The sequence below is a fragment of the Nocardia testacea NBRC 100365 genome (assembly GCF_000308775.1).
In the GTDB taxonomy this organism is placed as follows: Bacteria; Actinomycetota; Actinomycetes; order Mycobacteriales; family Mycobacteriaceae; genus Nocardia; species Nocardia testacea.
This window is the reverse complement of record NZ_BAGJ01000083.1, coordinates 1-22,725: the sequence shown is the minus strand read 5'-3', so window position 1 is coordinate 22,725 and position 22,725 is coordinate 1. Positions and strand designations below refer to the sequence as shown.

The window sequence follows — 22,725 nt, the reverse complement described above, 5'->3', positions numbered from 1 at the left end:
CGGCCCCGGTCGGTGCCGGATACCGCGGCGCGGGCCGCAGTCTGACCCCCGGCGGCCCCCCGCGCGGGCCGGGCGGGCGCAGTGCCCGCGCCGCAGCCGTCGCGAATTCGGCGCAGCTGAGGAACCGGTCGGCGGGATTCTTGGCCAGTGCCCGCGCGAGGACCTCGTCGAGCCCCGGCGGCAGCCCGGGCCGGATCCGGGTGAGGCGGGGCACCGGAGCGGTCAGATGCGCCTGGATGAGTTCGGCCGGATTGTTGCCGCGATACGGCCCCGACCCGGTGAGCAGCCAGAACAGTGTGCAGGCCAGTGAGTACTGGTCACCGCGGTGGTCGAGTTTGGCGCCGGTCAACTGTTCGGGTGCGGCGTAGGCCAGGGTCGCGGTGATGGTGTCCGCCGCGGCGATGGTGGTTTCGGCGTCGCGCACGCCCGCGATCCCGAAATCGGTGAGCAGCACCCGTTCCGGCTGCCCGATGGGTGGTTTCGCGAGCAGGATGTTGCCCGGTTTCACATCCCGGTGCAGCACTCCGTTGGCGTGCGCGAAGTCCAGGGCGATCCCGGTATCGGCCACGATCTGGACCGCTCGCCAGGGATCGAGGACGTGCAGGTCCACCAGGGAGGCGTCCGAACCCGGCACGTACTGCATGGAGATCCAGAGCTGTTTGCCCTCGGCGCCGCGGTCGTAGACGGTGACGATATTGGGGTGCTCGAGCCGGCCCGCCAGTTCGGATTCCCGTTCGAACCGCAGACGGATCTCCCTGTCGGAGTACAGGTCCGGGTTGAGCAGTTTCAGCGCGACCAGCCGCGGGAGGCGCGGGTGCCGGGCGAGGAACACCATGCCCATACCGCCGACACCCAGCCGCCGCCGGATGGCATAGCCCGCGAAGTCGTCACCGGGCTCGAGCATGGCCGATTCCCCCTCGTCGGGTCGTACGCGTGTCTTCCGGTGTATCTTCCCGCACCGCCCGGGCGCAACACGAGAGCCGGTTGTCGGTTCGGGCCGATAGTCTGGCGCCATGCGCATTGGAGCACATGTCCGCACGGACAGCGACCCGATCGGGTACGGCGAGCGACTCGGCGCCGATGTCGTCCAGTTGTTCGTGGTGGATCCGCAGAGCTGGGACAAACCCAGGCCGCATCCGGCCACCGAGCAGATCCTGGCCAGCCCGATCGATGTGGTGGTCCATTCCTCCTATCAGATCAATGTGGCCAGCACCAACAACCGGCTGCGGATGCCGTCGCGCAACGCGGTGGCCCAGCAGGCCCGGGCGGCGGCCGATCTCGGCGCGTTCGGGCTGGTGGTGCACGGCGGGCATGTGCGCAACGACGGCGAGATGGAGGCCGGTTTCGACAACTGGCGCAAATTGTTCGAGCGCCAGCAGGACAAGGGCGGCTTCGCGGTGCCGATCCTGATCGAGAACACCGCCGGTGGTAACCACGCCATGGCCCGGCATTTCGACAATATCGCGCGGTTGTGGGAGGCGGTGGGCGATTTCGGGGCCGGTTTCTGCCTCGATACCTGTCACGCCTGGGCGGGCGGGGAGGATCTGGTCGGCGTGGTCGAGCGGATCCGGGGCATTACGGGCCGGATCGATCTGGTGCACCTCAATTCCTCCCGCGACGCATTCGATTCCGGCGCCGATCGGCATGCCAATTTCGCCGAGGGCACCATCGATCCGGATCTGCTCACCGAGGTGTGCCGGACCGCCGATGCGCCGGTGATCCTGGAGACCCCGGCCGAGGGTATCGCCGACGATCTGGCCTATCTGCGCGAGCACCTCGGCTGGGCCGCGTCTCAAAGTGGTAGGTAGTTGAGGATCGCCGCCGTGCGGCGATCCTCAACTCGTGTGTTGAGAACCCCTGCCTGCGTGGGTGTGTCGATGACTCGATGCAAGCGAGGTCTCCGGTAAATGGTTCAGCGACCGCGGCGCAAGCCGAACCGCCCCGGCCTCCCGGCGCCGAACCACCCGATCACGTCCTGGGTCGGTCACGGGGCGGGTGGGGCACTAAATTGCACCCGGCCTGCGAAAACGGCCTCAAACCGCTGTCGATGTCACTCACCGGCGGTCAAGCCGGTGACAGCCCACAGATGCCGGCCGTGCTCGACGCAATCGCGGTTCCACAACTCGGAGGCGGGCAGGCGCGTACTCGCCCGGACCGGGTCCTGGGCGATAAGGCCTATTCCTCCCGGGCCAATCGTGAATATCTGCGACGGCGTCGTATCCGGGCGACGATCGCGGTCCCGGCCGATCAGGCCGGACATCGCCGCCGACGTGGCTCCGGCGGTGGGCGGGCTCACGCCCGCCCTCAACTGCCGCTCGACTTCGAGACACTGCCTAGTGTTCCGCGCCTGAAATCCGTTGGATATATCGGGCGAGGGAGTCGAGGATCTCCTCGGCGGTCTTGCGCCAGACGAACGGCCGGGGATTCTCGTTCCAGTGCTCGATCCAGGTAGTGACGTCTTTCTCCAGTGCCGCGACGCTTTTGTGGACACCGCGGCGGGTGAGCTGGTCGGTGAGGTATCCGAACCAGCGTTCGACCTGGTTGAGCCAGGACGACCCGGTCGGGGTGAAGTGGACGTGGAAGCGGGGGTGGCGGGCGAGCCATTCGTTGACGATCGGGGTCTTGTGGGTGGCGAGGTTGTCGCAGACCAGGTGGACATCCAGTTCGGCGGGCACGGTCTTGTCGATGGTGACCAGGAACTTGCGGAACTCGGTCGCGCGATGGCGGCGGTGCAGTTCACCGATGACGGTGCCGTCGGCGATGTTGAACGCGGCGAACAGGCTGGTAGTGCCGTGGCGGGCGTAGTCGTGGGTGCGGCGTTCGGGCATGCCCGGCATCATCGGCAGCACCGGCCGGGAACGATCCAAGGCCTGCATCTGCGATTTCTCGTCCACACACAAAACGACGGCCCGCTCGGGCGGGTTGTGGTACAGGCCGACGACATCGACCACTTTCTCCACGAACAACGGATCGGTCGACAGTTTGAACCCGTCGACCAGATGGGGTTTCAGCTCGAACCTCCGCCAAATCCGCCCGATCGTCGATTTCGACAGCCCGGTCCGCTCCGCCATCGACGACCGGGACCAATGCGTGGCATCACGCGGTGTCTGCTCCAGGGTCAACGCCAGCACCTGTTCCACCCGGTCCAAAAGTATCGACGGCGGCCGGCCCGGCCGAGGCTCATCGGCCAACCCGGGCAGACCGTGCTCGATGAACCGTTTCCGCCACTTCGCCACGGTCATCGGCATGACACCGACCGCTGCCGCCACATGCGCGTTCGCTGCACCCGGCTCCGCACACGCCAGCACGATCCGGCACCGCAACGCATACGCCTGCGTCGAGGTCGCCGCCCGCGCACCCCGCACCAACTCCCGACGCTGCGCCTCGGTCACCACCAACTCCGGACCCGATCTCGGCCGCCCCGTCCTCGCCACCGCCGAATACTACAATTAGCCAACGGATTTCAGGCGCGGAACACTAGCGGGACCGAGGGAACTACGGCACGATTGTCCCGACGGGTGCCGAGCGAGGGACGCGGCAGAGCGGACCGGGTACAGGTGGTGATCGCCGGGGTGCCGAAGGTGGGCGCGTTCGATCCGGCCATAGGTGAGCTGCCGCGAGTCGTTCTCATGGCCGAATGTGTGCGGAGGTTCGTCTGGACAGCAGGATTTCCGACGTGCTCCGCCGGATCACCGACGGTATGGCCGATCAGGTCTCCGGCGCTGTGACGCGGAGTTATCACCTGTTCGTGCACAATCTCCGTGATACGGAGCAGTTGTCCGAGGCCGCCCGGCGCGGTGGACAGCAGATCGAGCGGGCGTACCAGCCGAGTGCGGCGGAGCGCGCACTGCGCACATTGAGCCCCGACAAACCGGCGCGGATCCACCAGGGCGTCGGTTCCAGCTTCATGGGACGCTCCCCCGGGGGCGTCCGCACTATCTACAAACCCTCCTATCTGGAGACTTTGATCGACCCGGACAGCATCCATCCGCTGCGCTACGGGATCCCTCGCGGTTACGGGCAGCACGCGGCGCGGGAAACCGCTGCCTACCGGGTGGATGAAGCACTCGGGTTCGGTCGCGTGCCACCTACCACGCTCGTCGAGAAGGGCCCGTACGGCCCCGGGTCGAATCAGGTGTGGGTCCCCTCATCGCCCGGTCACGCGGCGGCGGAGTGGAACCGGCGCACAAAAGAAGAGCGGAAGGCCGCGGACGAGGCGTGGTACCACACGTTGTCGGGCGAAGAGCGAGCCGCCATATACGACGAATTGCTACGCCCGAACAAAAAATACCCGCAGGTGCAGCGTGAACAGATGGCAGTTCTCGACTATGTCATCGGCAACACCGACCGCCATTGGGGCAACTACCGTACCGGTAGCGACGGGGATATCGTCGCTATCGACCACGCATTCGCGTTTCCCGAATCACCCGATTCCCGGTTCGGTATCCGATCCGATTTCGTCAGGGAATTTCGCGACAAGGAGCTCAGCGCGGAGGTCGTGGACAGTGTGCGCGCCCTCGATATGGACGAGCTGCGGACCGCCCTGCTGGATACCGGTCTGAGCGATAAGGCTGTCGATGGTGCCCTCGACCGGCTGATGGAGATACGCATCGAGGGCAAGATCACCGGCGAGAACTGGCCCGGGGAAATCGTAGGTGCCCGAGAGATCGGGATGCCCATGGCCGAAACGAAGCCTACGGCGGCCGCCGAGACCGCCCCGATCCAGGAAGGGTGGATCGAGTTGTAGAAGAGCTGATCGGACAGCAGGAAGCGAGGCCGGGTCATCAGCATCGCCGGGTACTCCCCAGGTTGCCGTCGGCGTTCTCCGGTCTCGCGACCACCCGGCCGCCGACCGGTTGCGATGAGGGACCGCCCGTCCAGGCAGTGCCTCGAAGTCGAGCAGCAGTTGAGGGCGGGCGTGAGCCCGCCCTCAACCGTGGCCGAGTCATGGATTGCGATCCCCAACTACCTACCACTATGAGACGCGGCCTAGCGGTGCGAGATTCCCGCTCGGCGCTGTCGCTGTCCCGGCCAGGGCATAAGGCATCACAACGGTGTTCCGGCGCCCGGACGGTCGCACCGTTGTGATCAGCGCGACCGCAATCCTGTTCGGTGCGGGGCCCGGGTGGTGTGCTCGAGAAGCGAACGATTCCGCTCTCGATCCGTGAGGTGCTCATGACATCCGACAACGCCGTCCCCGCCACCCTGCCCACCGTGGTCAAGCTCGGATCCAGGATCGGGGCGCGTATCGACGGGGTGCGGCTGGGCGGTGATCTCGGTCCGGCGGCCGTCGAAACCATCCGCAAGGCGCTGGTGGAACACAAGGTGATCTTCTTCCGCGGTCAGGACCAGCTCACCGAGGACGGCCAGTACGAGTTCGCCGAACTGCTCGGCAGCCCGACCACCCCGCATCCGACGGTCACCTCGCACGGCGAGAAGACCCTGGCCATCGATTCCGAGTACGGCAGCGCCAACAGCTGGCACACCGACGTGACCTTTGTGGACCGCATCCCGAAGGCGTCGATCCTGCGGGCGGTCACCCTGCCTGCCTACGGCGGCTCCACCACCTGGGCCTCCACCGTGGCCGCCTACGATTCGCTGCCGGAGCCGATGCGGTTGCTGGCGGAGAATCTGCGGGCGGTGCACACCAATGTCTACGACTATGTGGGCCGCCACGGGGAGCATCCCGACGAGAAGACCAAGGAGCACCGCGCCGAGTTCGAGTCCTCGCTCTACGAGACCGAGCACCCGGTAGTCCGGGTCCATCCGGAAAGCGGCGAGCGCGCCCTGCTGCTCGGCCATTTCGTGCGGAACTTCGTCGGCTTCTCGACCACGGAGTCGCAGACGCTGTTCCGGCTCTTCCAGGATCGGGTGACCCGGCTGGAGAACACGGTGCGCTGGGATTGGCAGCTCGGTGATATCGCGATCTGGGACAACCGCGCCACCCAGCACTACGCGGTCAACGATTACGACGGACAGCCCCGTCGGCTGACCCGGATCACACTCGCCGGTGATATCCCGGTGGGCGTCGACGGCCGGCCGAGCACGGCTATCACCGGTGACGCCGGTCACTACTCGGTGGTCGAGACACCGCGCGCGCTGGCTTCCTGAGCCGGTGGCCCCCGCCGTCGGCGATGTGGGCCGACGTCCGCCGGGGAAACCCGGGTGCGACCGGCCGCGGGGGCATCCGCCAGACTGGGACCATGAACTACTGGCCACCGACAGGTTCGCCCCACGCGGCACCGGGCGCTACCGGGGCCTTCCCGGCCGATTACGGGGCCGGCGTCGCGGACCGGGTCCGGATCACCACGCACCGCCCACGCGGCGGCACCGCGGGGGTCGAGCAGTGAAACGACGTCGCACTGCCCGCGGCCCACGCGGCCGCAACCGTCACGAACTACGCGCCCCCGCGCACCGGCGGCCGACGGTCCATCCCAACCCCGCGGGCCTCAGTGACAAGCCCTGTGGCGGCGTGATGTGTGTCCGGCCCGGGTCGGGACAGCCCGAGAACGGCTCCTGATACCGCTTTCTCTGCTCAGCGCATACCCGGCATACCGGCGAAGAGAAACTCGAATACGGTCGGGTGGTTCTGGTAGATCCGGGTGGACGGGATGAACGGATTGACCTCCGAGGTATCGGTCACCACGTAGTCGGCGTGACTGCCCGGTGCCCGGTCCAGCACGCCCTGGCAACGCGGCCCGCCGGTGGCGTTCACCTTGGGTAGGTCGTTCGGGTACTGATAGGCCTCGGCGCCGTACATGAAGCTGGCGTTGAACGAGGCGCCCGGGTTACGGCCGCCCATCAGGTCGTCGGCCAGCGGCATCGCTTTGGCCAGACCGCGGATGACGCAGTCCAGCGAAGGTTTGTAGGCGTCGAGCAGTTCGGTGGTGGGCCGGAGCAGATCGAGCGCGGTGGCCAGGTTCTGTTCGTTCTCGGTCAGTACCGCACCGGTGGTATCGGACAGGCCGATCGTATCCAGCAGCAATGCGTCGAAGCTCTGCTCGTTGTCGGTGAGGGTATGGCCGATGGCGGTCGCATTGTCCACCGTGCGCAGTAGATCCGGCGCGGTATCGGCGTAGAGGTTCGTCACCGCGGCGGTGGCCTGGAAATCGTGCTGTAGCGCGGGAATGCTCGGATTGATCTCGCGTAACAGCCGGTCGGCGTTCACCAGCAGATCGCCGAGTCGCTCGCCGCGCCCCTGCAGCGCGGTACCGAGCGCGGTGAGCGTGGCGTTCAGTTTCGCCGGTTCGACCATGTTCAGGACTTCGGTGAGCCGCTCGAACAGCGTATTGAATTCGACGGTCACCGATTCGCCGCGCAGAACCTGACCCGGCTCCAGACGGCCGGCGGGCTGGGCCGGTTCCACGAAGTTCACGTATTTGGCGCCGAACACCGTGGTGGAGCGAATATCGACCCCGGCGTTGCCGGGGACCAGGCGCATCAGGTCCGGGTTCATATCGAGTTCGAGACGGACTTCCCCGTTACCGGATTCGATCTTCCCGACCCGGCCGACCTCCGCGCCCCGGAATTTGACCTTGGCGTCGGGATCCATCACCAGCCCACTGCGCGGTACCACGACCGATACCGGTTCCTTCGGTGTGAACCCGCCGAAGAACATGATCAGCGAGAAGGCCACTGCCGCGGCGATGACCAGCACCATCCCCAGTGCCGCGAGCTTGTACCGCACGACGGCCCAGACCTTGTGCAGTGTCGTTGTCGGCCGATCGGACCGATTGTGTATCGGTACCACCACTCACCTGCCTCGAGCCGTTCGGCACCCCGGCGTGCCGAACTGAACCGGATTTCTGTCCAGACAGTTGTCCATGTTATGGCCGATTCAATCCGGGCGGGCGGTTTTCACCGATCACGTCCGGATTGCGCCGTATCACGCCGTTCTCGCAGGTAGAAAGTGAAAAAGGCCCGCTCACCACTGGGGGAGCGGGCCTCGATCATAAGCCGTTACGGCATCGGTTACAGCGCTTTCTCGATCGCCGCGACCAGCGTGTCCGCATCCGGTGTGGTAGTGGGCCGGAAACGCCCCACCACACTCCCGTCCCGGTCGATCAGGAACTTCTCGAAGTTCCACTGCACATCACCGGCCGCACCCTCGGCGTCGGGCGTTTCGATGATCTCCCGGTACAGCGGATGCCGGCCGTCGCCGTTCACCTCGACCTTCTCCAACAGGGGAAAGTCCACACCGTAGGTGGTGGAACAGAACTGCTGGATCTCCTCGGCGCTGCCCGGTTCCTGCCCCATGAACTGGTTGCACGGCACACCGACCACACTGAAACCACGGTCACCGTAGTTCTTCTGCAGTTCGACCAACCCGGTGTACTGCGGTGTGAGACCACATTTCGACGCGACGTTGACCAGCAGCACCACCCGGTCGCCGACCAGCTCACCGAGCGTGGACGCCGAACCCGACAGCGTGTTCACCGGAATATCCCGAACGTTCATTCGTACCGCACCTGCCAACTCTTGATTCCGTTGATCCACCCCGATCGCAACCGTACCGGATCGGAAACGGATTTCAGTTCGGGCATGGCGTCGGCGATCGCGTTGAACATCAGGTCGATTTCCAGCCGGGCCAGATTGGCGCCCACACAGTAATGGGTGCCGGTACCGCCGAACCCGACATGCGGATTCGGATCGCGCAGGATATCGAAGGTGAACGGTTCGCCGAATCCCGCTTCGTCGAAATTGGCCGAGCTGTAGAACAATCCGAGCCGCTGGCCCTTCTTGATCTCCTGTCCGCCCAGGACGTGGTCCGCGGTGGCGGTGCGCTGGAACGCGGTCACCGGGGTGGCCCAGCGCACGATCTCGTCCGGCGCGGTCCGCGGCCGCTGCTCCCGGTACAAGGCCCACTGTTCCGGATTGTCCACGAACGCCTTCATCCCGTGGGTGATTGCATTGCGGGTGGTCTCGTTACCGGCCACCGCGAGCAGGATGACGAAGAAACCGAACTCGTCGGAGGCCAGCCCCTCCCCGTCGACATCGGCGTTGACCAGCTGGGTGACGATATCGTCGGCCGGACACGACCGCCGCTGTTCGGCCATGTTCCAGGCGTAGCCGAGGATCTCCGCCGAGGCCACGGTCGGGTCGCCGTATTCGGGATCGTCGTAGTTGAGCATCTGGTTCGACCAGTCGAACACCTTGCGCCGGTCCTCCTGCGGCACCCCGAGTAGTTCGGCGATCGCCTGCAGCGGCAGTTCACAGGCGACCTGGGTGACGAAATCGCCGCCGCCGGTCTTCTTCGCCTCGTGCACGATGCGGTGCGCGCGCTCGGTGAGCGCCGCGCGCAACCCCTCCACCGCGCGCGGGGTGAAACCCTTGGAGATGATCCGCCGCACCTTGGAATGCTTCGGTGGGTCCATGTTCACCAGCAGTGCTTCGGTGAGCTGCATCTGGTCGGGGGTGATATCGCCGGGCAGCCGGACGATGGACCCCTTCTGCTGCGAGGAGTACAGCTCCGGGTTGCGGGACAGCTCCTTGACGTCCTCCAGCGTGCTGACCACCCAGTAGCCGCCGTCGTTGAAACCGCCCGAGGTCTCGTCGGACTGGGCGTTCCACCACACCGGCGCCGTCCGGCGCAGCAGGGCGAATTCCTCGACCGGACTGCGATCGGCCCACAGTGCGGGGTCGGTGAAATCGAAACCCGGGGGCAGTGCGGTTGTCATCAGGCGTCCTTTCCTTCTTCCGGGAGCGGCCGCAGCGGCGCTTCCGGTTGCACCTCGACCAGCACGAGATGGGCGCCCCGCGGGGTCCCGACGACCGCGGACACCGCCCGGGCCAGATCGGAGGCACGCAACATATACGGATGCCGCGCGAGCCCCCAGGTCTGCCAGGACTCCAGCAGCGGCCCCACCACCTCGGGCGAGGCGTTCATACCCATCCCGGTGACGGTCGGGCCGGGCCGGACCAGCGAGGCCCGGATACCGGTGCCCTCGAGTTCCATCCGCAGCTGCTGCACCATCGCCTCGACACCGGCCTTGGCGGCGCTGTAGGCCCCGTTCCACGGCCGTGGCAACGGCGCGCAATCGGAACTGATCAGCACCACATCGCCGCGCCGGCGGGCCAGCATGCCGGGCAGCACCGCATGGGCCATCCGATGCGCGCCGATCAGATGGATCTGCACCTGATGCGCGAAATCGGCCGGGTCCATGTCCTGGATGAGGCCGAATTCGATATCACCGGCCCCGGAGACCAGGATCTCGGTGGGCCCGATGGCCGCCTCGGCCGCGGCGACGAATTCGTCCACCGAGGCCTGATCGGTCACATCGAGGCGGTGGGCGAACGCGGTACCGCCGTCGGCCCGGATCTTGCCGGCCAGTTCTTCCAGGATCTCCACCCGGCGCGCGCCGAGCGCCACCGGATGACCCTGCGCGGCGAGCTCCACGGCGGTGGCGGCGCCGATGCCCGACGAGGCGCCGGCCACAATGGTCGGCCGCTTTTCGGGATGAGGGTCGAACCTGGGCATTTACCGCACCTCCACGGTGATCGGGAGCTTGGCGAAGCCCCGCACATTGGACGAGTGCACGCGGACGAATTCGTCCTCGCGCACCCGGTAGGACTGCACCCGCGCGGCGAATTCGCGCAGCGCGACCGTTGCTTCCAGACGGGCCAGATGGGCGCCGAGGCAGAAGTGCACACCGGCGCCGAAGCTGGCCAGATTGCCCTTCTCGGCGCGATCCAGGTCGTAGCTGTCGGCATTGTCGAAGACCTCGGCGTCCCGGTTGGCCGAACCGATCAGCAGCAGCACCTTCGACCCCGCCGGGACGATCCGGCCGTGGTATTCCAGATCCTCGGTGGCCGTCCGCGCGACGATCTGACTGGAGGTGTCGTAGCGCAGGGTCTCCTCGACCCAGTCCGGGACCCGCTCCGGGTCGGCGGCGACCTTGGCGTATTCCGCCGGGTTGCGGCCGGCCCAGTACAGGGCGTTGCCCAGCAGTTTGGTGGTGGTCTCGTTGCCGGCCACCACCATCAGGAACATGAAGCCGATGATTTCGTCGTCGGTGAGCCGGTCGCCGTCGATCTCGGCCCCGAGCAGCGCGGAGGTGAGATCGTCGGTGGGGTTCTCTCGGCGCCGCGTCACCATCTCCGAGTAGTAGACCACCAGGTTCAGCGAGGCCTCGATCGCCGAATCCGGGACATCGGTCACCCCGTCCTCGCGGTGCATGACCATATCGGCCATATGGCGGATCTCATCGCGGTCGGCGGGCGGGACACCCATCAATTCGGAGATGACATCCATCGGCAGTTTGCCCGCGAAGTCCTGGATCCAGTCGAACTCGCCGCGCTCGAGCGCCGGTTCCAGGTATTCGAGGGTCAGCTCCCGGATGCGGGTCTCCATATCGGCCACCCGTTTGGGGGTGAACCCCTTGAACACCAGCTTGCGCATGCGCATATGCCGGGGATCGTCCATGGCGAGGAACGACATGGTCTTGTGCGCGTGCGGCCCCCAGGCCGCGGGGTCGAGCGAGACGCCGTTGGCATTCGACAGCGCGGCGGCATTGCGGAATCCGGCGGTGACGTCCGCGTGCCGCGACAGCGCGTAGAAATCGAGGTCCGCGTTGTAGTAGAGCGGTGCCTCCGCGCGCAGCCGGGCGTAGATCGGGTACGGGTCTTCGTGGAAGACGTAGTCGTAAGGATCGAATGTCACCGGCTCCAACGATGCGGCCGTCATCGGACCCACCTCTGTTTCGATAACGAGTTCTCGCCGGGTGCGGCGGCTCGGCCGCCAAGGAGAGACACATAGCTGGACATGTGTCTGGACGGTACCAGCGGTGCGCCTCCGCGACAATAATCGTACGGGAATCGACTGGTCCGACGCGTGATGTCGGCTCGATCCCCCGAGCGTTCCGACCTATCGCCCCATCGCGGCCGAGTGTGCGGCACGATGAGCACGGAGCGTGGACGATAGAACCAGTTCTTGCACTCGCGAAAGAGTCCGGACTATATTCCAAACACCTGTCCAGACAGTATTGGGGTCTTCCATGAACAGTCTTCTGCCCGGCGACAGTTCTCGACTGCTGATCGGCGGCAGCCTCGCGCCCGGCGGCAACGGCGTGTTCGAGAATGTGAACCCGGCGACCGAGGAGGTCATCGGCACCGCGGCCGACGCGGACGCCGCCGATATGAACGCCGCCATCGCCGCCGCCCGCACCGCCTTCGACGAGACCGAATGGTCCCGTGACCACGCGTTCCGGGTGCGCTGCCTGGAGCAGTTGCAGGCCGCTCTGAAGGCGCACGCGGAGGAACTGCGCGAGATCACCGTCGCCGAGGTGGGCGCGCCGATCATGTTCACCAGCGGCCCCCAGCTCGAGGGGCCCGTCGAGGATCTGGGCTTCGCCACCCGGCTGGCCGCGAACTACGAATGGGAAACCGAACTCGGCGTGGCCGCGCCGATGGGTATCAGCACCCACCGGGCGCTGCGCCGCGAAGCGGTCGGCGTGGTCGGGGCGATCACCCCGTGGAACTTCCCGCACCAGATCAATTTCGCGAAACTCGGTCCGGCGCTGGCCGCCGGCAACACCGTCGTCCTCAAACCCGCCCCGGACACCCCGTGGTGCGCCGCCGCGCTCGCATCGATCATCACCGAGGAGACCGAGATCCCGCCCGGGGTGGTCAATATCGTCACCTCCGCCGATCACGGCCTGGGCGCCCAGCTGTCCGGTGATCCACGGGTCGACCTGATCAGTTTCACCGGATCCACCAATACCGGCCGCGCCGTGATGGCGTCGGCCGCGGCCAACCTCAAGAAGACCTTCCTCGAACTCGGCGGGAAGTCGGCGTTCATCGTGCTCGACGACGCCGATCTCGCCACCGCGGTGAGCTACGCCGGCTTCTCGCTGTGTGTGCACGCCGGTCAGGGTTGCGCCCTGTCCACGCGCCTGCTGGTACCGCGGCACAAATACGAGGAGGCACTCGAGGCCGCCGCGAACACCATGCGCGGTATCCGCCCCGGCGACCCGACGAACCCCGGCACCGTCTGCGGTCCGGTGATCTCCGACCGGCAGCGCACCCGGGTGCTCGGCTATATCGACAGCGCCCGCGCCGACGGCGGGCGGATCGTGGCCGGCGGCGGCCGCCCGGCCGAACACGAGCGTGGTTTCTATGTCGAACCCACCGTCATCGCCGACCTGGACAACAGCGCCAAGGCCGCCCAGGAGGAGATCTTCGGCCCGGTCCTGGTGGTGCTGCCCTACGACGGCGACGACGACGCCATCCGGATCGCCAACGACTCCCCCTACGGCCTGTCCGGCGCGGTGTGGGGGAAGGACCCCGAGCGGATCCGCCGGGTCACCGATCGGGTACGCACCGGCACGCTCGGCGTCAACGGCGGTATGTGGTACAGCGCCGACGCGCCCTTCGGCGGGTACAAACAGTCCGGTATCGGCCGCGAGATGGGCGTCGCCGGGTTCGAGGAGTACCTGGAGACCAAACTCGTCGCCACCGCGCAGTAGGCGCGCAAGCGGCCCCGACAGCAGCGGAAATCTTTTCCGACCACGCTTTCCCGATCAACGAGGAGCTCATCCCATGGCTCGTTTCACCGGTAGGACCGCCATCGTCACCGGCGCCGCCCGCGGTATCGGCGAGGTCTACGCGCAGGCGCTGGCCGCCGAGGGCGCGTCGGTCGTCGTCGCGGACCTGAACGAACAGGGCGGTACCGCCGTCGCCGAGAAGATCGTGGCCGACGGCGGTACCGCGGCGTTCCACACCGTCGACGTCTCCGACCCGGATTCGGCCAAGGCACTGGCCGATTTCACCGTCGAGAAGTACGGCAAGATCGACCATCTGGTGAACAACGCCGCCATCTACGGCGGGATGAAACTCGATCTGCTGCTCACCGTGCCGTGGGACTACTACAAGAAGTTCATGTCGGTGAACCTCGACGGCGCCCTGGTGATGACGCGCGCCGTCTGGGAGAACATGGCCGCGAACGGCGGTGGTTCGATCGTCAACCAGTCCTCCACCGCGGCCTGGGTGTACTCCGGCTTCTACGGTCTGGCGAAGGTCGGGATCAACGGTCTCACCCAGCAGCTGGCCACCGAACTCGGCGGCTCGAACATCCGGGTCAACGCGATCGCGCCGGGTCCCACCGATACCGAGGCCACCAAGACCACCACGCCCGCGAGCATGGTGAAGGATATGGTGAACCGGTTGCCGCTCAAGCGGATGGGCACGCCCGACGATATGGCCGGCGCGCTGCTCTACCTGCTCTCCGACGACGCCTCCTGGGTCACCGGGCAGATCTTCTGCGTCGACGGCGGCCAGGTGATCCGGTAGTGGGCGCGGACGCCGCCGGTAGCACCCGGGTCGGTTTCATCGGCCTGGGCGATATGGGCGCGCCGATGGCGAAGAGACTGCTGGACTGGTCCGGCGGACTCACCGTCTGCGATACCCGGCCCGAGGCGGTGGAACCGTTCACCGCCGCGGGCGCCGAAGCCGCCGCCACCGCGGCCGAACTGGCCGCGAAATGCGGGGTCATCAGTATCGCGGTGGTGAACGACCGGCAGGTCCGCGCGGTACTCACCGGCGAGAACGGGGTATTGAGCACCGCCGCGCCGGGCACCGTGGTGGCCGTGCACTCCACCATCGGCGACGAGTCCGCGGTGGAATTCGCCCGGCTCTGCGCCGAGCGCGGCGTGCACCTGGTCGATGCTCCGATCAGCGGCGGTGCCGCGGGCGCGAACAGCGGCCGGCTGGCCGTGATGGTCGGCGGCAGCGCCGACGCGGTCGCGGCGGTGCGCGAACCCTTCGCCTGTTTCGCCGATCTGGTGGTGCACGCCGGTGAGGTCGGGGCCGGCACCCGGATGAAACTGGCCCGCAATCTGTTGCACTTCATCTCCTTCACCGCCGCCACCGAGGCACAGCGGCTGGCCGAGGCCGCCGGGCTCGATATCACCGCCCTGGGCAAGGTGGTCCGCCACTCCGACGCGGTGACCGGCGGGGCGGGTTCGATCATGCTGCGCGATACCACCGCTCCCATCGCGGAAGGCGATTTCTGGTTGCCGATCCTCACCCATGTGCGCGAACTCGGGGAAAAGGATCTGTCCCTGGCCCTCGACCTGGGCGCCCGGGTCGACGCCGAACTCCCCCTGGCCGCCCTGGCACTGACACGCCTCGGCGAGGGTCTGGGCGTCGGGCAGGGTGAGATCGCCGCCACGCGACACGGAGCCGCCGCGCCGCAAGACACCCCCACCGCTGAGCGGGACGGCCACCCCGCCCCCGTCCCGGGACGTGCCACCATCGCCGCACAGCAGGCCGCCCCGGGGACCCCGGCAGCCGGCGCGCAGAACGACAGTAAGGAATCCGAATAATGGCCGATCCCACCTCTCTCCGACCATTACCCGCCGCCGAGGTCACCGCTTGGGACCGCACCGCCGATGTGGTCGTGGCCGGCTACGGAATCGCCGGTGTCTGCGCCGCGATCGAGGCGGCGCGGGCCGGTTCGAGCGTATTGATCCTGGAGCGCACCAGCGGCTGGGGCGGTGCGGCGGCACTGGCCGGTGGTTTCATCTACCTCGGTGGCGGCACACCGTTGCAGAAGGCGCTGGGTTTCGCGGACAGCCCGGAGAACATGGAGAAGTTCATGGTCGCCGCGCTGGGTCCGGGGGTGGACCGGGCGAAGATCGCCGACTACTGCCGCGGCAGTGTCGAACACTACGAATGGCTGGTCGCCAACGGAGTGCCGTTCAAAGAGGAATTCTGGGGCGAACCCGGCTGGGAACCCCCGCACGACGAGGGACTCATGTATTCCGGCGGGGAGAACGCGGCCCCGTTCAACACCGTGGCCGACCCCGCCCCGCGCGGCCACGTCCCGCAGATGAGCAATAAGCGGACCGGGTCCAAGGGCGGCGGCTACATGCTGATGAAGCCGCTGGCCGAAACCGCCGAGAAACTCGGTGTCACCGCCGAATACGACACCCGGATCCAGCGTCTGGTCGTCGACGGCGACCGGGTGGTCGGTGTGGTCGCCAAGCAGTACGGCAAGGAACTGGCCATCAAGGCCGAACGCGGCGTTGTCCTGGCCACCGGCAGTTTCGCCTATCACGACCAGATGATCGAGGGTTTCGCGCCGCGGCTCATCGGCCGCCCGGGCGCCGCCATCGAGGAACACGACGGGATCGCCATCCGGATCGCGCAGGCGCTCGGCGCCGATCTGGCCCATATGGACGCCACCGAGGTCGCGTTCTTCGGCGATCCGCAGATGATGGCGCGCGGCATCCTGGTGAACGGCCGCGGCCAGCGGTACGTCCCGGAGGACACCTATCCCGGCCGGATCGGGCAGATGACCCTGTTCCACCAGGAGAACCAGGCGTTCCTGATCATCGGCGAGGCCGCCTACGAGGAAGCGCTGACCACCGAGACCTCCACCCCGTTCTTCCGCCAGCCGCCGACCTGGGCGGCGGAGACGATCGCCGAACTCGAATCCGATATCGGCCTGCCCGAACTGGCCCTGCAGACCACGGTCGAGCTGTACAACAAGCACGCCGCGAACGGTCAGGACCCGCTGCTGGGCAAGAAAACGGAGTGGACGAAACCACTGGAGGGCCCTTTCGCCGCGTTCGATATGCGCGGATTCACCGCGGGATTCACCCTGGGCGGTCTGCGCACCGATCTGGAATCGCGGGTCCTGCACGTGAACGGCGAACCCATCCCCGGGCTGTTCGCCGCGGGCCGCTGCACCTCCGGTGTCTGCGCGGGCGGATACGCCAGCGGTACCTCGCTGGGTGACGGCAGTTTCTACGGGCGCCGGGCCGGGATTGCGGCCGCGAAGAACTGAAACGGTACATTCAGACACATGTCCGAAGGTGAACCCCTCGTCGTCGAAGCCACCCGTCGGCGCCTGTCCGCGAAACAGGCCGATACGGTCGACAAACTGACGAAGGCCGCGGTGGAGGTACTGACCCGCGAGGGGTTCGCGGGAATGACCATCCGGATGGTCGCCGCCGCGGCCGGGGTCGGCACCGCCACCGCGTACACCTATTTCTCGTCGAAGGAACATCTGGTCGCCGAGATCTTCTGGCGGCGGCTGGTGGCGGCGCCCTCACCGGTCAGCGAGGACCCCGACCCCACGGTCCGGGTGGTGGCCGAGCTGCGGGCCATCGCCATGCTGGTCGCCGACGACCAGGAGGTCTCCGGCGCGGTCACCAGCGCGATGCTCGGCCGCGATCCCGATGTGGCCCATCTGCGCGCCCGCATCGGCCTGGAGATCCGCACCCGGATCGAACGCGCGCTGGGTCCCGACCCGGACCCGGAGGTGGTCGTCTCGCTGGAACTGGTCTACGCGGGCGCCCTCGTCCGGGCCGGTATGGGCTACGCCTCCTACGCCGATATCGCCGACCTCATCGAGAAATCCGCGCTGTTGATCCTGCGCTGAGCATCGGAGCTCCGAGAAGTATGAACAACCGCCCCAAACAGCTCGACTCGTCGTTCGTGCCGACTGCCATCAAGTACATGTCCAAGATCAATACCTGGGCCTACCGGAAAACGGGCGGCCGGATCGGCGGCACCTGGCGGGTCGGGTCGGGCTTCCGCAAGCCGGTGCCCACCCTGCTGCTGGAACACACCGGCCGCAAATCCGGTAAGCGGTTCACGGTGCCGTTGCTGTTCCTGCGCGACGACGCGAACATCATCGTGGTCGCCTCCCAGGGCGGGCTGCCGAAGAACCCGCAGTGGTACTACAACCTCGTCGCGCAGCCGGATACCACGGTGCAGATCGGCAAGGACCGTATCCCGGTCCGCGCCCGCCTCGCCGACGACGCCGAACGCGACCGGCTGTGGCCGAAACTGCTCGACCTGTACGCGGATTTCGACAACTACCAGTCGTGGACCGAACGCCGTATCCCGGTGTTCGTGCTGGAGCCCCGCACTACCTGACAGTTCCTGCGATCCCGGACGGATATCGCGCCCGCGCTCACCGGACCGCCCTTGTGCACGCGAGGAAGTACGCGGGGGGCGGCCCGAGACGCCCGCGAGCCCGCACCGCCGGCGGGGCCACCCTGGCGGGTGGATGGACCACAACGACGCCTGTGGGTCGCGCCCCGCCGCCCGAATCCCCGAACACGAACGGCGGCACCCGTCCCGGATGCCGCCGTCTCGGCAACTGCGTACTTCTCAGGCCTGCGCGGGCACATTGGCCCGTTCGGCGGCGAGGGTGGTGTCGGGTCCGTGCCCGGTGTGGACCACCGTCTGCTCGGGTAGGGCGAACAGTCGCTCGTTGATGGAGGCGAGGATGGTCGGATAGTCGGAATAGGACCGGCCGGTCGCGCCCGGGCCGCCTTCGAACAACGTATCGCCGCTGAACACCTCGCCGCTCTCGGCGAGGTATAGGCAGCACGACCCCGGTGAATGTCCCGGCGTATGCAGGATCCGCAGTTCCGCGCCACCGACCCGGAACACCTCGCCGTCGGCCAGCGGGCGGTACTCGACGCCGGGATGGGTTTGCTGCCAGAGCACGTCGTCGTCGGGATGCAGGAAGATCGGCGCGCCCGTCGCCGCCGACAGGAGGGGCGCCACGGTGACGTGGTCGTTGTGCGCGTGCGTGCACACCACGGCGGTCACCCGGCGCCCGGCCACGGCGTCCAGAATCGGCTGCGCGTCGTGCGCGGCATCGATGATCAGTACCTCGCTGTCGTCGCCGACGAGCCAGATATTGTTCGCCACATCCCAGCAGCCCCCGTCGAGGCAGAACTGCCCCTCGGTGACGATCCGTTCCACCCGGGCCGTCACAGGACCACCACCGAGCGCAGGACCTGCCCGCCGTGCATGGTGTGGAAGGCCTGCTCCACCGCGTCCAGCGCGATCCGCTCGGTCACGAACCTGTCCAGCGGCAACCGGCCCTGCCGGTACAGGTCGATCAGCATCGGGAAATCCCGTTCCGGCAGGCAGTCCCCGTACCAGGACGATTTCAGCGCGCCACCGCGGCTGAAGAAATCGATGAGCGGCATCTCCAGCGTCATATCGGGGGTCGGTACCCCGACCAGCACCACGGTGCCGGCCAGATCGCGGGCGTAGAACGCCTGCTTCCAGGTTTCGGGGCGGCCGACCGCGTCGATCACCACATCGGCGCCGAAACCGCCGGTGAGGTCCTGGATTCCGGCGACCGCGTCCGTGCCGGACGCGTCGATGGTGTGGGTCGCGCCGAGTTCGCGCGCCCAGCCGAGTTTCCGGGCGTCGGTGTCCACGGCGATGATGGTGCCCGCCCCGGCCAGCCGTGCGCCGGCGATCGCCGCGTCACCGACGCCGCCGCAGCCCAGCACCGCCACCGAATCGCCGCGGCCGACATTGCCGGTGTTCATGGCCGCGCCCAGGCCCGCCATCACGCCACAGCCGAGCAGACCGGCGACCGCCGGATCGGTCGCCGGATCGACCTTGGTGCACTGTCCTTCATGGACGAGGGTTTTGTCGGCGAACGCGCCGATACCGAGCGCCGGGGTGAGTTCGGTGCCGTCCTCGAGGGTCATGGGCACACTGGCGTTGAAGGTGTCGAAGCAGTACCAGGGGCGGCCGCGCTTACAGGCGCGGCACTGTCCGCAGACCGCCCGCCAGTTCAGAACGACGAAATCACCCGGCTCCACATGGGTGACCGCCGATCCCACGGTTTCCACAACACCCGCGGCCTCGTGGCCGAGCAGGAATGGGAACTCGTCGTTGATCCCGCCCTCGCGGTAGGTGAGATCTGTGTGGCAGACCCCGCACGCCTGGATCCGCACCACCACATCCCGGGGGCCGGGGTCGGGTACGACGATCGGGACCAGCTCGACCGGCGCACCGGAACTGCGGGCGATGACACCTCGAACCTGCTGTGGCACAGCATCTCCTCTCGGGCGGTAATGCGACAATGCGCGACAGCGCATACGTTATCCGCCCGCGCGCCGCACAGGCAGTGCCCATCGCGCCCGGCGGGCCGTCTCAGGGGGCGATGAGCAACGAACGAGCGGCTCGGACGCAGTGTGGCGGCGCACCCGGTGGGCGCACCGCCACACCGTCGGCAAACACTCAGAGAACTCCCCAGGCCTGCAGCAGATAGGTCACATTGGCGGCGATGGAGGTGACGAGATTCGCGAGATTCAGGGCCGCGGACCCGGCTTCGATCATATTCTTCACTTCTTTCCGATCCGACCCGACCGGACCCAAGCTACCGAGGAAGCCGGAGCCGGGCAAACGACCGATTATCGGCACGGCACGCCGCGACGGGTCGCACAACAGGATGATCATCTGTCCGAAAAGTTGATCGGACACCTGTCCCACTCAGTGCACGGCGACCGGCACCCGCGCCCGCTCGTCCACTCGGATCAGGACCGTGGGACCCGGAACAGACCATGACAACCGGCTCAGCCGGCGATACCCGCCTCGGGCTCGGGACCGGGGCCGTCGGCCCGCAGCTTCAACAGGGTCAGCCCCGCGGTGCAGGCCAGGATGAGACCGATCACGGTGATGATCACGTGCAGCGTCCCGATACCGAACGCCGCCGCACCCAGCCCACCGGCGAAGACCAGCCAGCCCAGTACTCTGCCCACTGTCGCACCCGCGCCACCCGATACAGGATCCGCCGCCGGTTCCGGAGCCGCCGCCGGCTCCTCCCCCGCGCCCGGCAGGTCGGTGGTGGTCTGGTCTCCCATCATCTACTCCTCGATGGCGCCGATCCGGAAATCGCTGCGCGCCTACCACTTCAGTGCATGGTCACCGAGAACCCCGGTTGTCTCATGCGTCACTTCAGCAACATACGCTACGACCACAACCCGGAGATTGTTACGCGACACAAGCCCGCGACACGCGGCTGATATCAATTCGATACCTGAACCGTACCCTTCCTCTGTCGTTCTACACGCGGTCACCAGGGGATCAGGAGGTGGGGGTCTAGTTCTCCTCGGCGCGCTGAATTAAGGTTGGGCCACTGACATATCACAGGAGCGTCACCGATGGAGAGCAAAACGAAGGTCGCCGGACCCCTGGCGGCCGCCGGGGCGGTTTCCCTCGGGCTGGTGCTCATCGGCGCCTGCGGAATCGGCCAGGAGGACACCTACGTACCACCGCCCCCGATCCGCTCCGGCCCGCAGGCCGCGGAACCGGCGGGGTTCACCGGCGAGCCCTCCACCAGTGTCGCGAAAGTACTGATACCACCGTCCCCCTCGTGGCGGATGGCGCCGGAACCGCCGCCCCGGCGCACTCTCCCGCCGGAATACCAGATCTCCGTCACCGCGTCCGCGGGTCCCGGCGCCGAACCCACTGCCGGCGAGACCACCCGCCGGGTCACCCTGTCGGCCACTCCGGATCCGTCCGGTCCGCCCGAGCCGGGGTGGACCACCGCCTCCCTGCCGAGCCCGCCGCTGGAACCTGCCCATACCGAATCCCCCTTCCCGCACCGGCTCCGGACACGACCGTGGTGATCGCCCCGGTTCCGACCGATGCCGAGGGCCGGCCGCCCGCCGAACCGCCGGCCACACCGACCACCGAAGCCCCGGCCCCGCCACCGGCCGGACCTCCGGCCGCGGTGGACGAGCCGGGGTCCCCGGAAACGGCTACGGCCGAAAGCGGCCCAGCGGAGTCGGCGCCCACGCAGGTCCCCGTCGCGCCCCGGGTCGCCGCACCCACGACCAGCGAGACGACCACGCCGGGCGCCGCGGAGGAGCCGCCCCTTCCCACCCAGACGGTCACCGTCGCACCCGGTACATGACGTACCGGACGCGGTTCGATACTCAGCGTTCGGCGTAGGCGACCGACCGCTGGGCGGCGGCGACCATGGGCCGCAGGGCGTTGGTGAAGCCTTCGGCGCCCACCGGGGCGATCTCGACATCCTTACCGGTGTGTACCGCATAGCGACCGTCGTCGGTGATATCCACCCAGCACAGCACGCCGAAGGGCGCCGGCCCGGTGCGCCGGTGTACCGACACCACGATCTGCCCGATACCGTCCCGCGGCAGTTTGAGCCGCTTCCGGATCCGGGCCGCCACGGTGGGCCCGGACACCGGGACGGTGACCCGGTCCCGGCCGTCCTGCACGACCTCGTCGCGCGCGGCGCGCAGCCGGCCGCCGGCACCGGCGGCCACGGCCGGCAGGGCCGCGATCACCCGCACCGGCAGCGAAGTGGCCGTACCGGCGGTGATCCGCAATTCGCCACCGCGGTCCGGAAGCGCGCCCGGACGCTGGGTGACGACCACCCCGATCCGGCCCGCCGACGCACCGAGTACCCGGACGGCCGGAACCCGGTCAGCGTCCTGTCCGAACGTCTCCACACTCACCTCGGGACCGGCCAGCACCCGGAGCGCGGCCTCCAGGTCGGCATCGAGGGTGCCGTCGCACCACTGCCGTAGGGCCGGCAGCTGGGCGGTGCGCTCGACGGAATCACGCGCCGACAGGCGTACCGCCAGCGGATAGGGAATTCGGTCACCGACGGTCCGTTCCCATGCGAGGGCGAACTGGTCCGGGGTGAGGATCCAGTTCACTCCTCTTCCGTCCACTCCCCCAGCACCGGCGGTGTGGTGGGCTCCAGGGCGCCGATCAACTGCCCGGCCGGTTCGCCCGGCTCCAGATAGGTGAGTTCCTCGTCGGCGAAATGGAGGTCCTCCTCGGCCGGGCCGGTCCGCTCGGCGCGCGGCGCCACCGGGCTGCCGGACCGGACCGTATCGGCCGCCATGGCGCCGCCCATCAGGCCGCCGATCGCTCCGGCGCCCATCCCGGTGACCGCCTCGCCGCCCGTGGACCGCTGCTGTTCGTCCC

The 22,725-nt window shown here is 67.8% G+C and carries 24 protein-coding genes; 12 read left to right on the top strand and 12 right to left on the bottom strand.

Annotation, left to right across the window (positions count from 1 at the left end; translation table 11 throughout):
* The coding region (locus tag ON38_RS10650; protein ID WP_157181726.1) for a serine/threonine-protein kinase at positions 1-904 on the bottom strand (904 nt) is incomplete at its 3' end.
* A 109-nt stretch (positions 905-1,013) separates the two neighbouring features.
* On the opposite strand from ON38_RS10650, the gene ON38_RS10645 reads away from it, so the two are divergent.
* Together ON38_RS10645 and ON38_RS38180 are read left to right on the top strand one after the other, a co-directional pair.
* On the top strand, positions 1,014-1,808 hold the full coding sequence (locus ON38_RS10645; RefSeq protein ID WP_039824428.1) for a deoxyribonuclease IV: 795 nt from the start codon (positions 1,014-1,016) through the stop codon (positions 1,806-1,808).
* A 77-nt stretch (positions 1,809-1,885) separates the two neighbouring features.
* A complete protein-coding gene (locus ON38_RS38180; protein ID WP_373281206.1) occupies positions 1,886-2,452 on the top strand; it encodes a transposase in 567 nt (188 codons plus the stop codon).
* Here the strand turns inward: ON38_RS38180 and ON38_RS10635 are convergent.
* Entirely contained in the window at positions 2,334-3,434 is a 1,101-nt protein-coding gene (locus tag ON38_RS10635; RefSeq protein ID WP_039824425.1) for an IS630 family transposase, read from the bottom strand. The two genes, ON38_RS38180 and ON38_RS10635, sit on opposite strands and share 119 nt — an antisense overlap.
* A gap of 203 nt (positions 3,435-3,637) precedes the next feature.
* On the opposite strand from ON38_RS10635, the gene ON38_RS10630 reads away from it, so the two are divergent.
* From ON38_RS10630 to ON38_RS35950, 3 genes are all read left to right on the top strand, one after another.
* Positions 3,638-4,747 (top strand): protein kinase family protein, encoded by a 1,110-nt coding sequence (locus ON38_RS10630; RefSeq protein ID WP_083872517.1) that lies wholly within the window; start codon positions 3,638-3,640, stop codon positions 4,745-4,747.
* A gap of 428 nt (positions 4,748-5,175) precedes the next feature.
* On the top strand, positions 5,176-6,111 hold the full coding sequence (locus ON38_RS10625) for a TauD/TfdA dioxygenase family protein (protein ID WP_039824432.1): 936 nt from the start codon (positions 5,176-5,178) through the stop codon (positions 6,109-6,111).
* 92 nt (positions 6,112-6,203) lie between these two features.
* Positions 6,204-6,350, top strand: a complete 147-nt coding sequence (locus tag ON38_RS35950; RefSeq protein ID WP_157181725.1) for a hypothetical protein — start codon at positions 6,204-6,206, stop codon at positions 6,348-6,350.
* A 185-nt stretch (positions 6,351-6,535) separates the two neighbouring features.
* On the opposite strand, the gene ON38_RS10620 is transcribed toward ON38_RS35950, so the two are convergent.
* The 5 genes from ON38_RS10620 to ON38_RS10600 form a co-directional block, all read right to left on the bottom strand.
* On the bottom strand, positions 6,536-7,687 hold the full coding sequence (locus ON38_RS10620; protein WP_039824431.1) for an MCE family protein: 1,152 nt from the start codon (positions 7,685-7,687) through the stop codon (positions 6,536-6,538).
* A gap of 284 nt (positions 7,688-7,971) precedes the next feature.
* On the bottom strand, positions 7,972-8,457 hold the full coding sequence (locus ON38_RS10615) for a glutathione peroxidase (RefSeq protein WP_039824422.1): 486 nt from the start codon (positions 8,455-8,457) through the stop codon (positions 7,972-7,974).
* A complete protein-coding gene (locus tag ON38_RS10610; RefSeq protein WP_039824421.1) occupies positions 8,454-9,677 on the bottom strand; it encodes a cytochrome P450 in 1,224 nt (407 codons plus the stop codon). Before ON38_RS10610 ends, ON38_RS10615 begins: the two co-directional genes overlap by 4 nt.
* Entirely contained in the window at positions 9,677-10,477 is an 801-nt protein-coding gene (locus tag ON38_RS10605) for an SDR family oxidoreductase (protein ID WP_039824419.1), read from the bottom strand. Before ON38_RS10605 ends, ON38_RS10610 begins: the two co-directional genes overlap by 1 nt.
* Positions 10,478-11,683 carry a cytochrome P450 gene (locus ON38_RS10600; RefSeq protein ID WP_039824417.1) on the bottom strand — a complete coding sequence of 402 codons (1,206 nt, stop codon included), beginning with the start codon at positions 11,681-11,683 and terminating at the stop codon, positions 10,478-10,480. It abuts the gene before it with no gap.
* Between the two features lie 310 nt (positions 11,684-11,993).
* Between ON38_RS10600 and ON38_RS10595 the strand changes: the two genes are divergently transcribed.
* The 6 genes from ON38_RS10595 to ON38_RS10570 all read left to right on the top strand — a co-directional run bounded on the left by ON38_RS10595 (position 11,994) and on the right by ON38_RS10570 (position 17,883).
* On the top strand, positions 11,994-13,463 hold the full coding sequence (locus ON38_RS10595; protein ID WP_039824415.1) for an aldehyde dehydrogenase: 1,470 nt from the start codon (positions 11,994-11,996) through the stop codon (positions 13,461-13,463).
* Between the two features lie 73 nt (positions 13,464-13,536).
* The gene (locus ON38_RS10590; RefSeq protein WP_039824413.1) at positions 13,537-14,286 is read left to right on the top strand and encodes an SDR family oxidoreductase; all 750 of its coding nucleotides are present in this window, start codon (positions 13,537-13,539) and stop codon (positions 14,284-14,286) included.
* Positions 14,286-15,320, top strand: a complete 1,035-nt coding sequence (locus ON38_RS10585) for an NAD(P)-dependent oxidoreductase (protein ID WP_281004608.1) — start codon at positions 14,286-14,288, stop codon at positions 15,318-15,320. The genes ON38_RS10590 and ON38_RS10585 overlap by 1 nt, the downstream gene beginning before the upstream one ends.
* Positions 15,320-16,786, top strand: a complete 1,467-nt coding sequence (locus tag ON38_RS10580; RefSeq protein WP_039824412.1) for an FAD-dependent oxidoreductase — start codon at positions 15,320-15,322, stop codon at positions 16,784-16,786. Before ON38_RS10585 ends, ON38_RS10580 begins: the two co-directional genes overlap by 1 nt.
* Positions 16,787-16,804: 18 nt before the next feature.
* Complete coding sequence (locus ON38_RS10575; protein WP_039824411.1) at positions 16,805-17,383, top strand: TetR/AcrR family transcriptional regulator; 579 nt, start codon at positions 16,805-16,807, stop codon at positions 17,381-17,383.
* A 20-nt stretch (positions 17,384-17,403) separates the two neighbouring features.
* Positions 17,404-17,883 (top strand): nitroreductase family deazaflavin-dependent oxidoreductase, encoded by a 480-nt coding sequence (locus tag ON38_RS10570; protein ID WP_039824410.1) that lies wholly within the window; start codon positions 17,404-17,406, stop codon positions 17,881-17,883.
* A gap of 237 nt (positions 17,884-18,120) precedes the next feature.
* Here the strand turns inward: ON38_RS10570 and ON38_RS10565 are convergent, their stop codons facing one another.
* The 3 genes from ON38_RS10565 to ON38_RS37445 form a co-directional block, all read right to left on the bottom strand.
* The gene (locus ON38_RS10565; RefSeq protein WP_039824409.1) at positions 18,121-18,735 is read right to left on the bottom strand and encodes an MBL fold metallo-hydrolase; all 615 of its coding nucleotides are present in this window, start codon (positions 18,733-18,735) and stop codon (positions 18,121-18,123) included.
* Positions 18,732-19,817 (bottom strand): S-(hydroxymethyl)mycothiol dehydrogenase, encoded by a 1,086-nt coding sequence (locus tag ON38_RS10560; protein ID WP_039824407.1) that lies wholly within the window; start codon positions 19,815-19,817, stop codon positions 18,732-18,734. Before ON38_RS10560 ends, ON38_RS10565 begins: the two co-directional genes overlap by 4 nt.
* 522 nt (positions 19,818-20,339) lie before the next feature.
* Positions 20,340-20,630, bottom strand: a complete 291-nt coding sequence (locus tag ON38_RS37445; RefSeq protein ID WP_039824405.1) for a hypothetical protein — start codon at positions 20,628-20,630, stop codon at positions 20,340-20,342.
* 297 nt (positions 20,631-20,927) lie between these two features.
* On the opposite strand from ON38_RS37445, the gene ON38_RS10545 reads away from it, so the two are divergent.
* Positions 20,928-21,395, top strand: coding sequence for a hypothetical protein (locus tag ON38_RS10545; RefSeq protein ID WP_039824404.1), 468 nt, complete (start codon positions 20,928-20,930; stop codon positions 21,393-21,395).
* Between the two features lie 309 nt (positions 21,396-21,704).
* Here the strand turns inward: ON38_RS10545 and ON38_RS10535 are convergent, their stop codons facing one another.
* Together ON38_RS10535 and ON38_RS10530 are read right to left on the bottom strand one after the other, a co-directional pair.
* Positions 21,705-22,451: an ESX secretion-associated protein EspG gene (locus tag ON38_RS10535; RefSeq protein ID WP_039824400.1), complete on the bottom strand. Its 747-nt coding sequence runs from the start codon at positions 22,449-22,451 to the stop codon at positions 21,705-21,707.
* The coding region (locus ON38_RS10530) for a hypothetical protein (RefSeq protein WP_039824398.1) at positions 22,448-22,725 on the bottom strand (278 nt) is incomplete at its 5' end. The genes ON38_RS10530 and ON38_RS10535, both read right to left, overlap by 4 nt.

Excerpts from the sequence above, each read along its gene's own strand:
- ON38_RS10605 (WP_039824419.1), bottom strand. The coding sequence starts at position 10,477 with ATGCCCAGGTTCGACCCTCATCCCGAAAAGCGGCCGACCATTGTGGCC.
- ON38_RS10625 (WP_039824432.1), top strand. The coding sequence starts at position 5,176 with ATGACATCCGACAACGCCGTCCCCGCCACCCTGCCCACCGTGGTCAAG.
- ON38_RS10575 (WP_039824411.1), top strand. The coding sequence starts at position 16,805 with ATGTCCGAAGGTGAACCCCTCGTCGTCGAAGCCACCCGTCGGCGCCTG.
- ON38_RS10610 (WP_039824421.1), bottom strand. The coding sequence starts at position 9,677 with ATGACAACCGCACTGCCCCCGGGTTTCGATTTCACCGACCCCGCACTG.
- ON38_RS37445 (WP_039824405.1), bottom strand. The coding sequence starts at position 20,630 with ATGATGGGAGACCAGACCACCACCGACCTGCCGGGCGCGGGGGAGGAG.
- ON38_RS38180 (WP_373281206.1), top strand. The coding sequence starts at position 1,886 with ATGCAAGCGAGGTCTCCGGTAAATGGTTCAGCGACCGCGGCGCAAGCC.
- ON38_RS10590 (WP_039824413.1), top strand. The coding sequence starts at position 13,537 with ATGGCTCGTTTCACCGGTAGGACCGCCATCGTCACCGGCGCCGCCCGC.
- ON38_RS10615 (WP_039824422.1), bottom strand. The coding sequence starts at position 8,457 with ATGAACGTTCGGGATATTCCGGTGAACACGCTGTCGGGTTCGGCGTCC.
- ON38_RS10645 (WP_039824428.1), top strand. The coding sequence starts at position 1,014 with ATGCGCATTGGAGCACATGTCCGCACGGACAGCGACCCGATCGGGTAC.
- ON38_RS10595 (WP_039824415.1), top strand. The coding sequence starts at position 11,994 with ATGAACAGTCTTCTGCCCGGCGACAGTTCTCGACTGCTGATCGGCGGC.
- ON38_RS10545 (WP_039824404.1), top strand. The coding sequence starts at position 20,928 with ATGGAGAGCAAAACGAAGGTCGCCGGACCCCTGGCGGCCGCCGGGGCG.
- ON38_RS10580 (WP_039824412.1), top strand. The coding sequence starts at position 15,320 with ATGGCCGATCCCACCTCTCTCCGACCATTACCCGCCGCCGAGGTCACC.
- ON38_RS35950 (WP_157181725.1), top strand. The coding sequence starts at position 6,204 with ATGAACTACTGGCCACCGACAGGTTCGCCCCACGCGGCACCGGGCGCT.
- ON38_RS10630 (WP_083872517.1), top strand. The coding sequence starts at position 3,638 with ATGTGTGCGGAGGTTCGTCTGGACAGCAGGATTTCCGACGTGCTCCGC.
- ON38_RS10570 (WP_039824410.1), top strand. The coding sequence starts at position 17,404 with ATGAACAACCGCCCCAAACAGCTCGACTCGTCGTTCGTGCCGACTGCC.
- ON38_RS10600 (WP_039824417.1), bottom strand. The coding sequence starts at position 11,683 with ATGACGGCCGCATCGTTGGAGCCGGTGACATTCGATCCTTACGACTAC.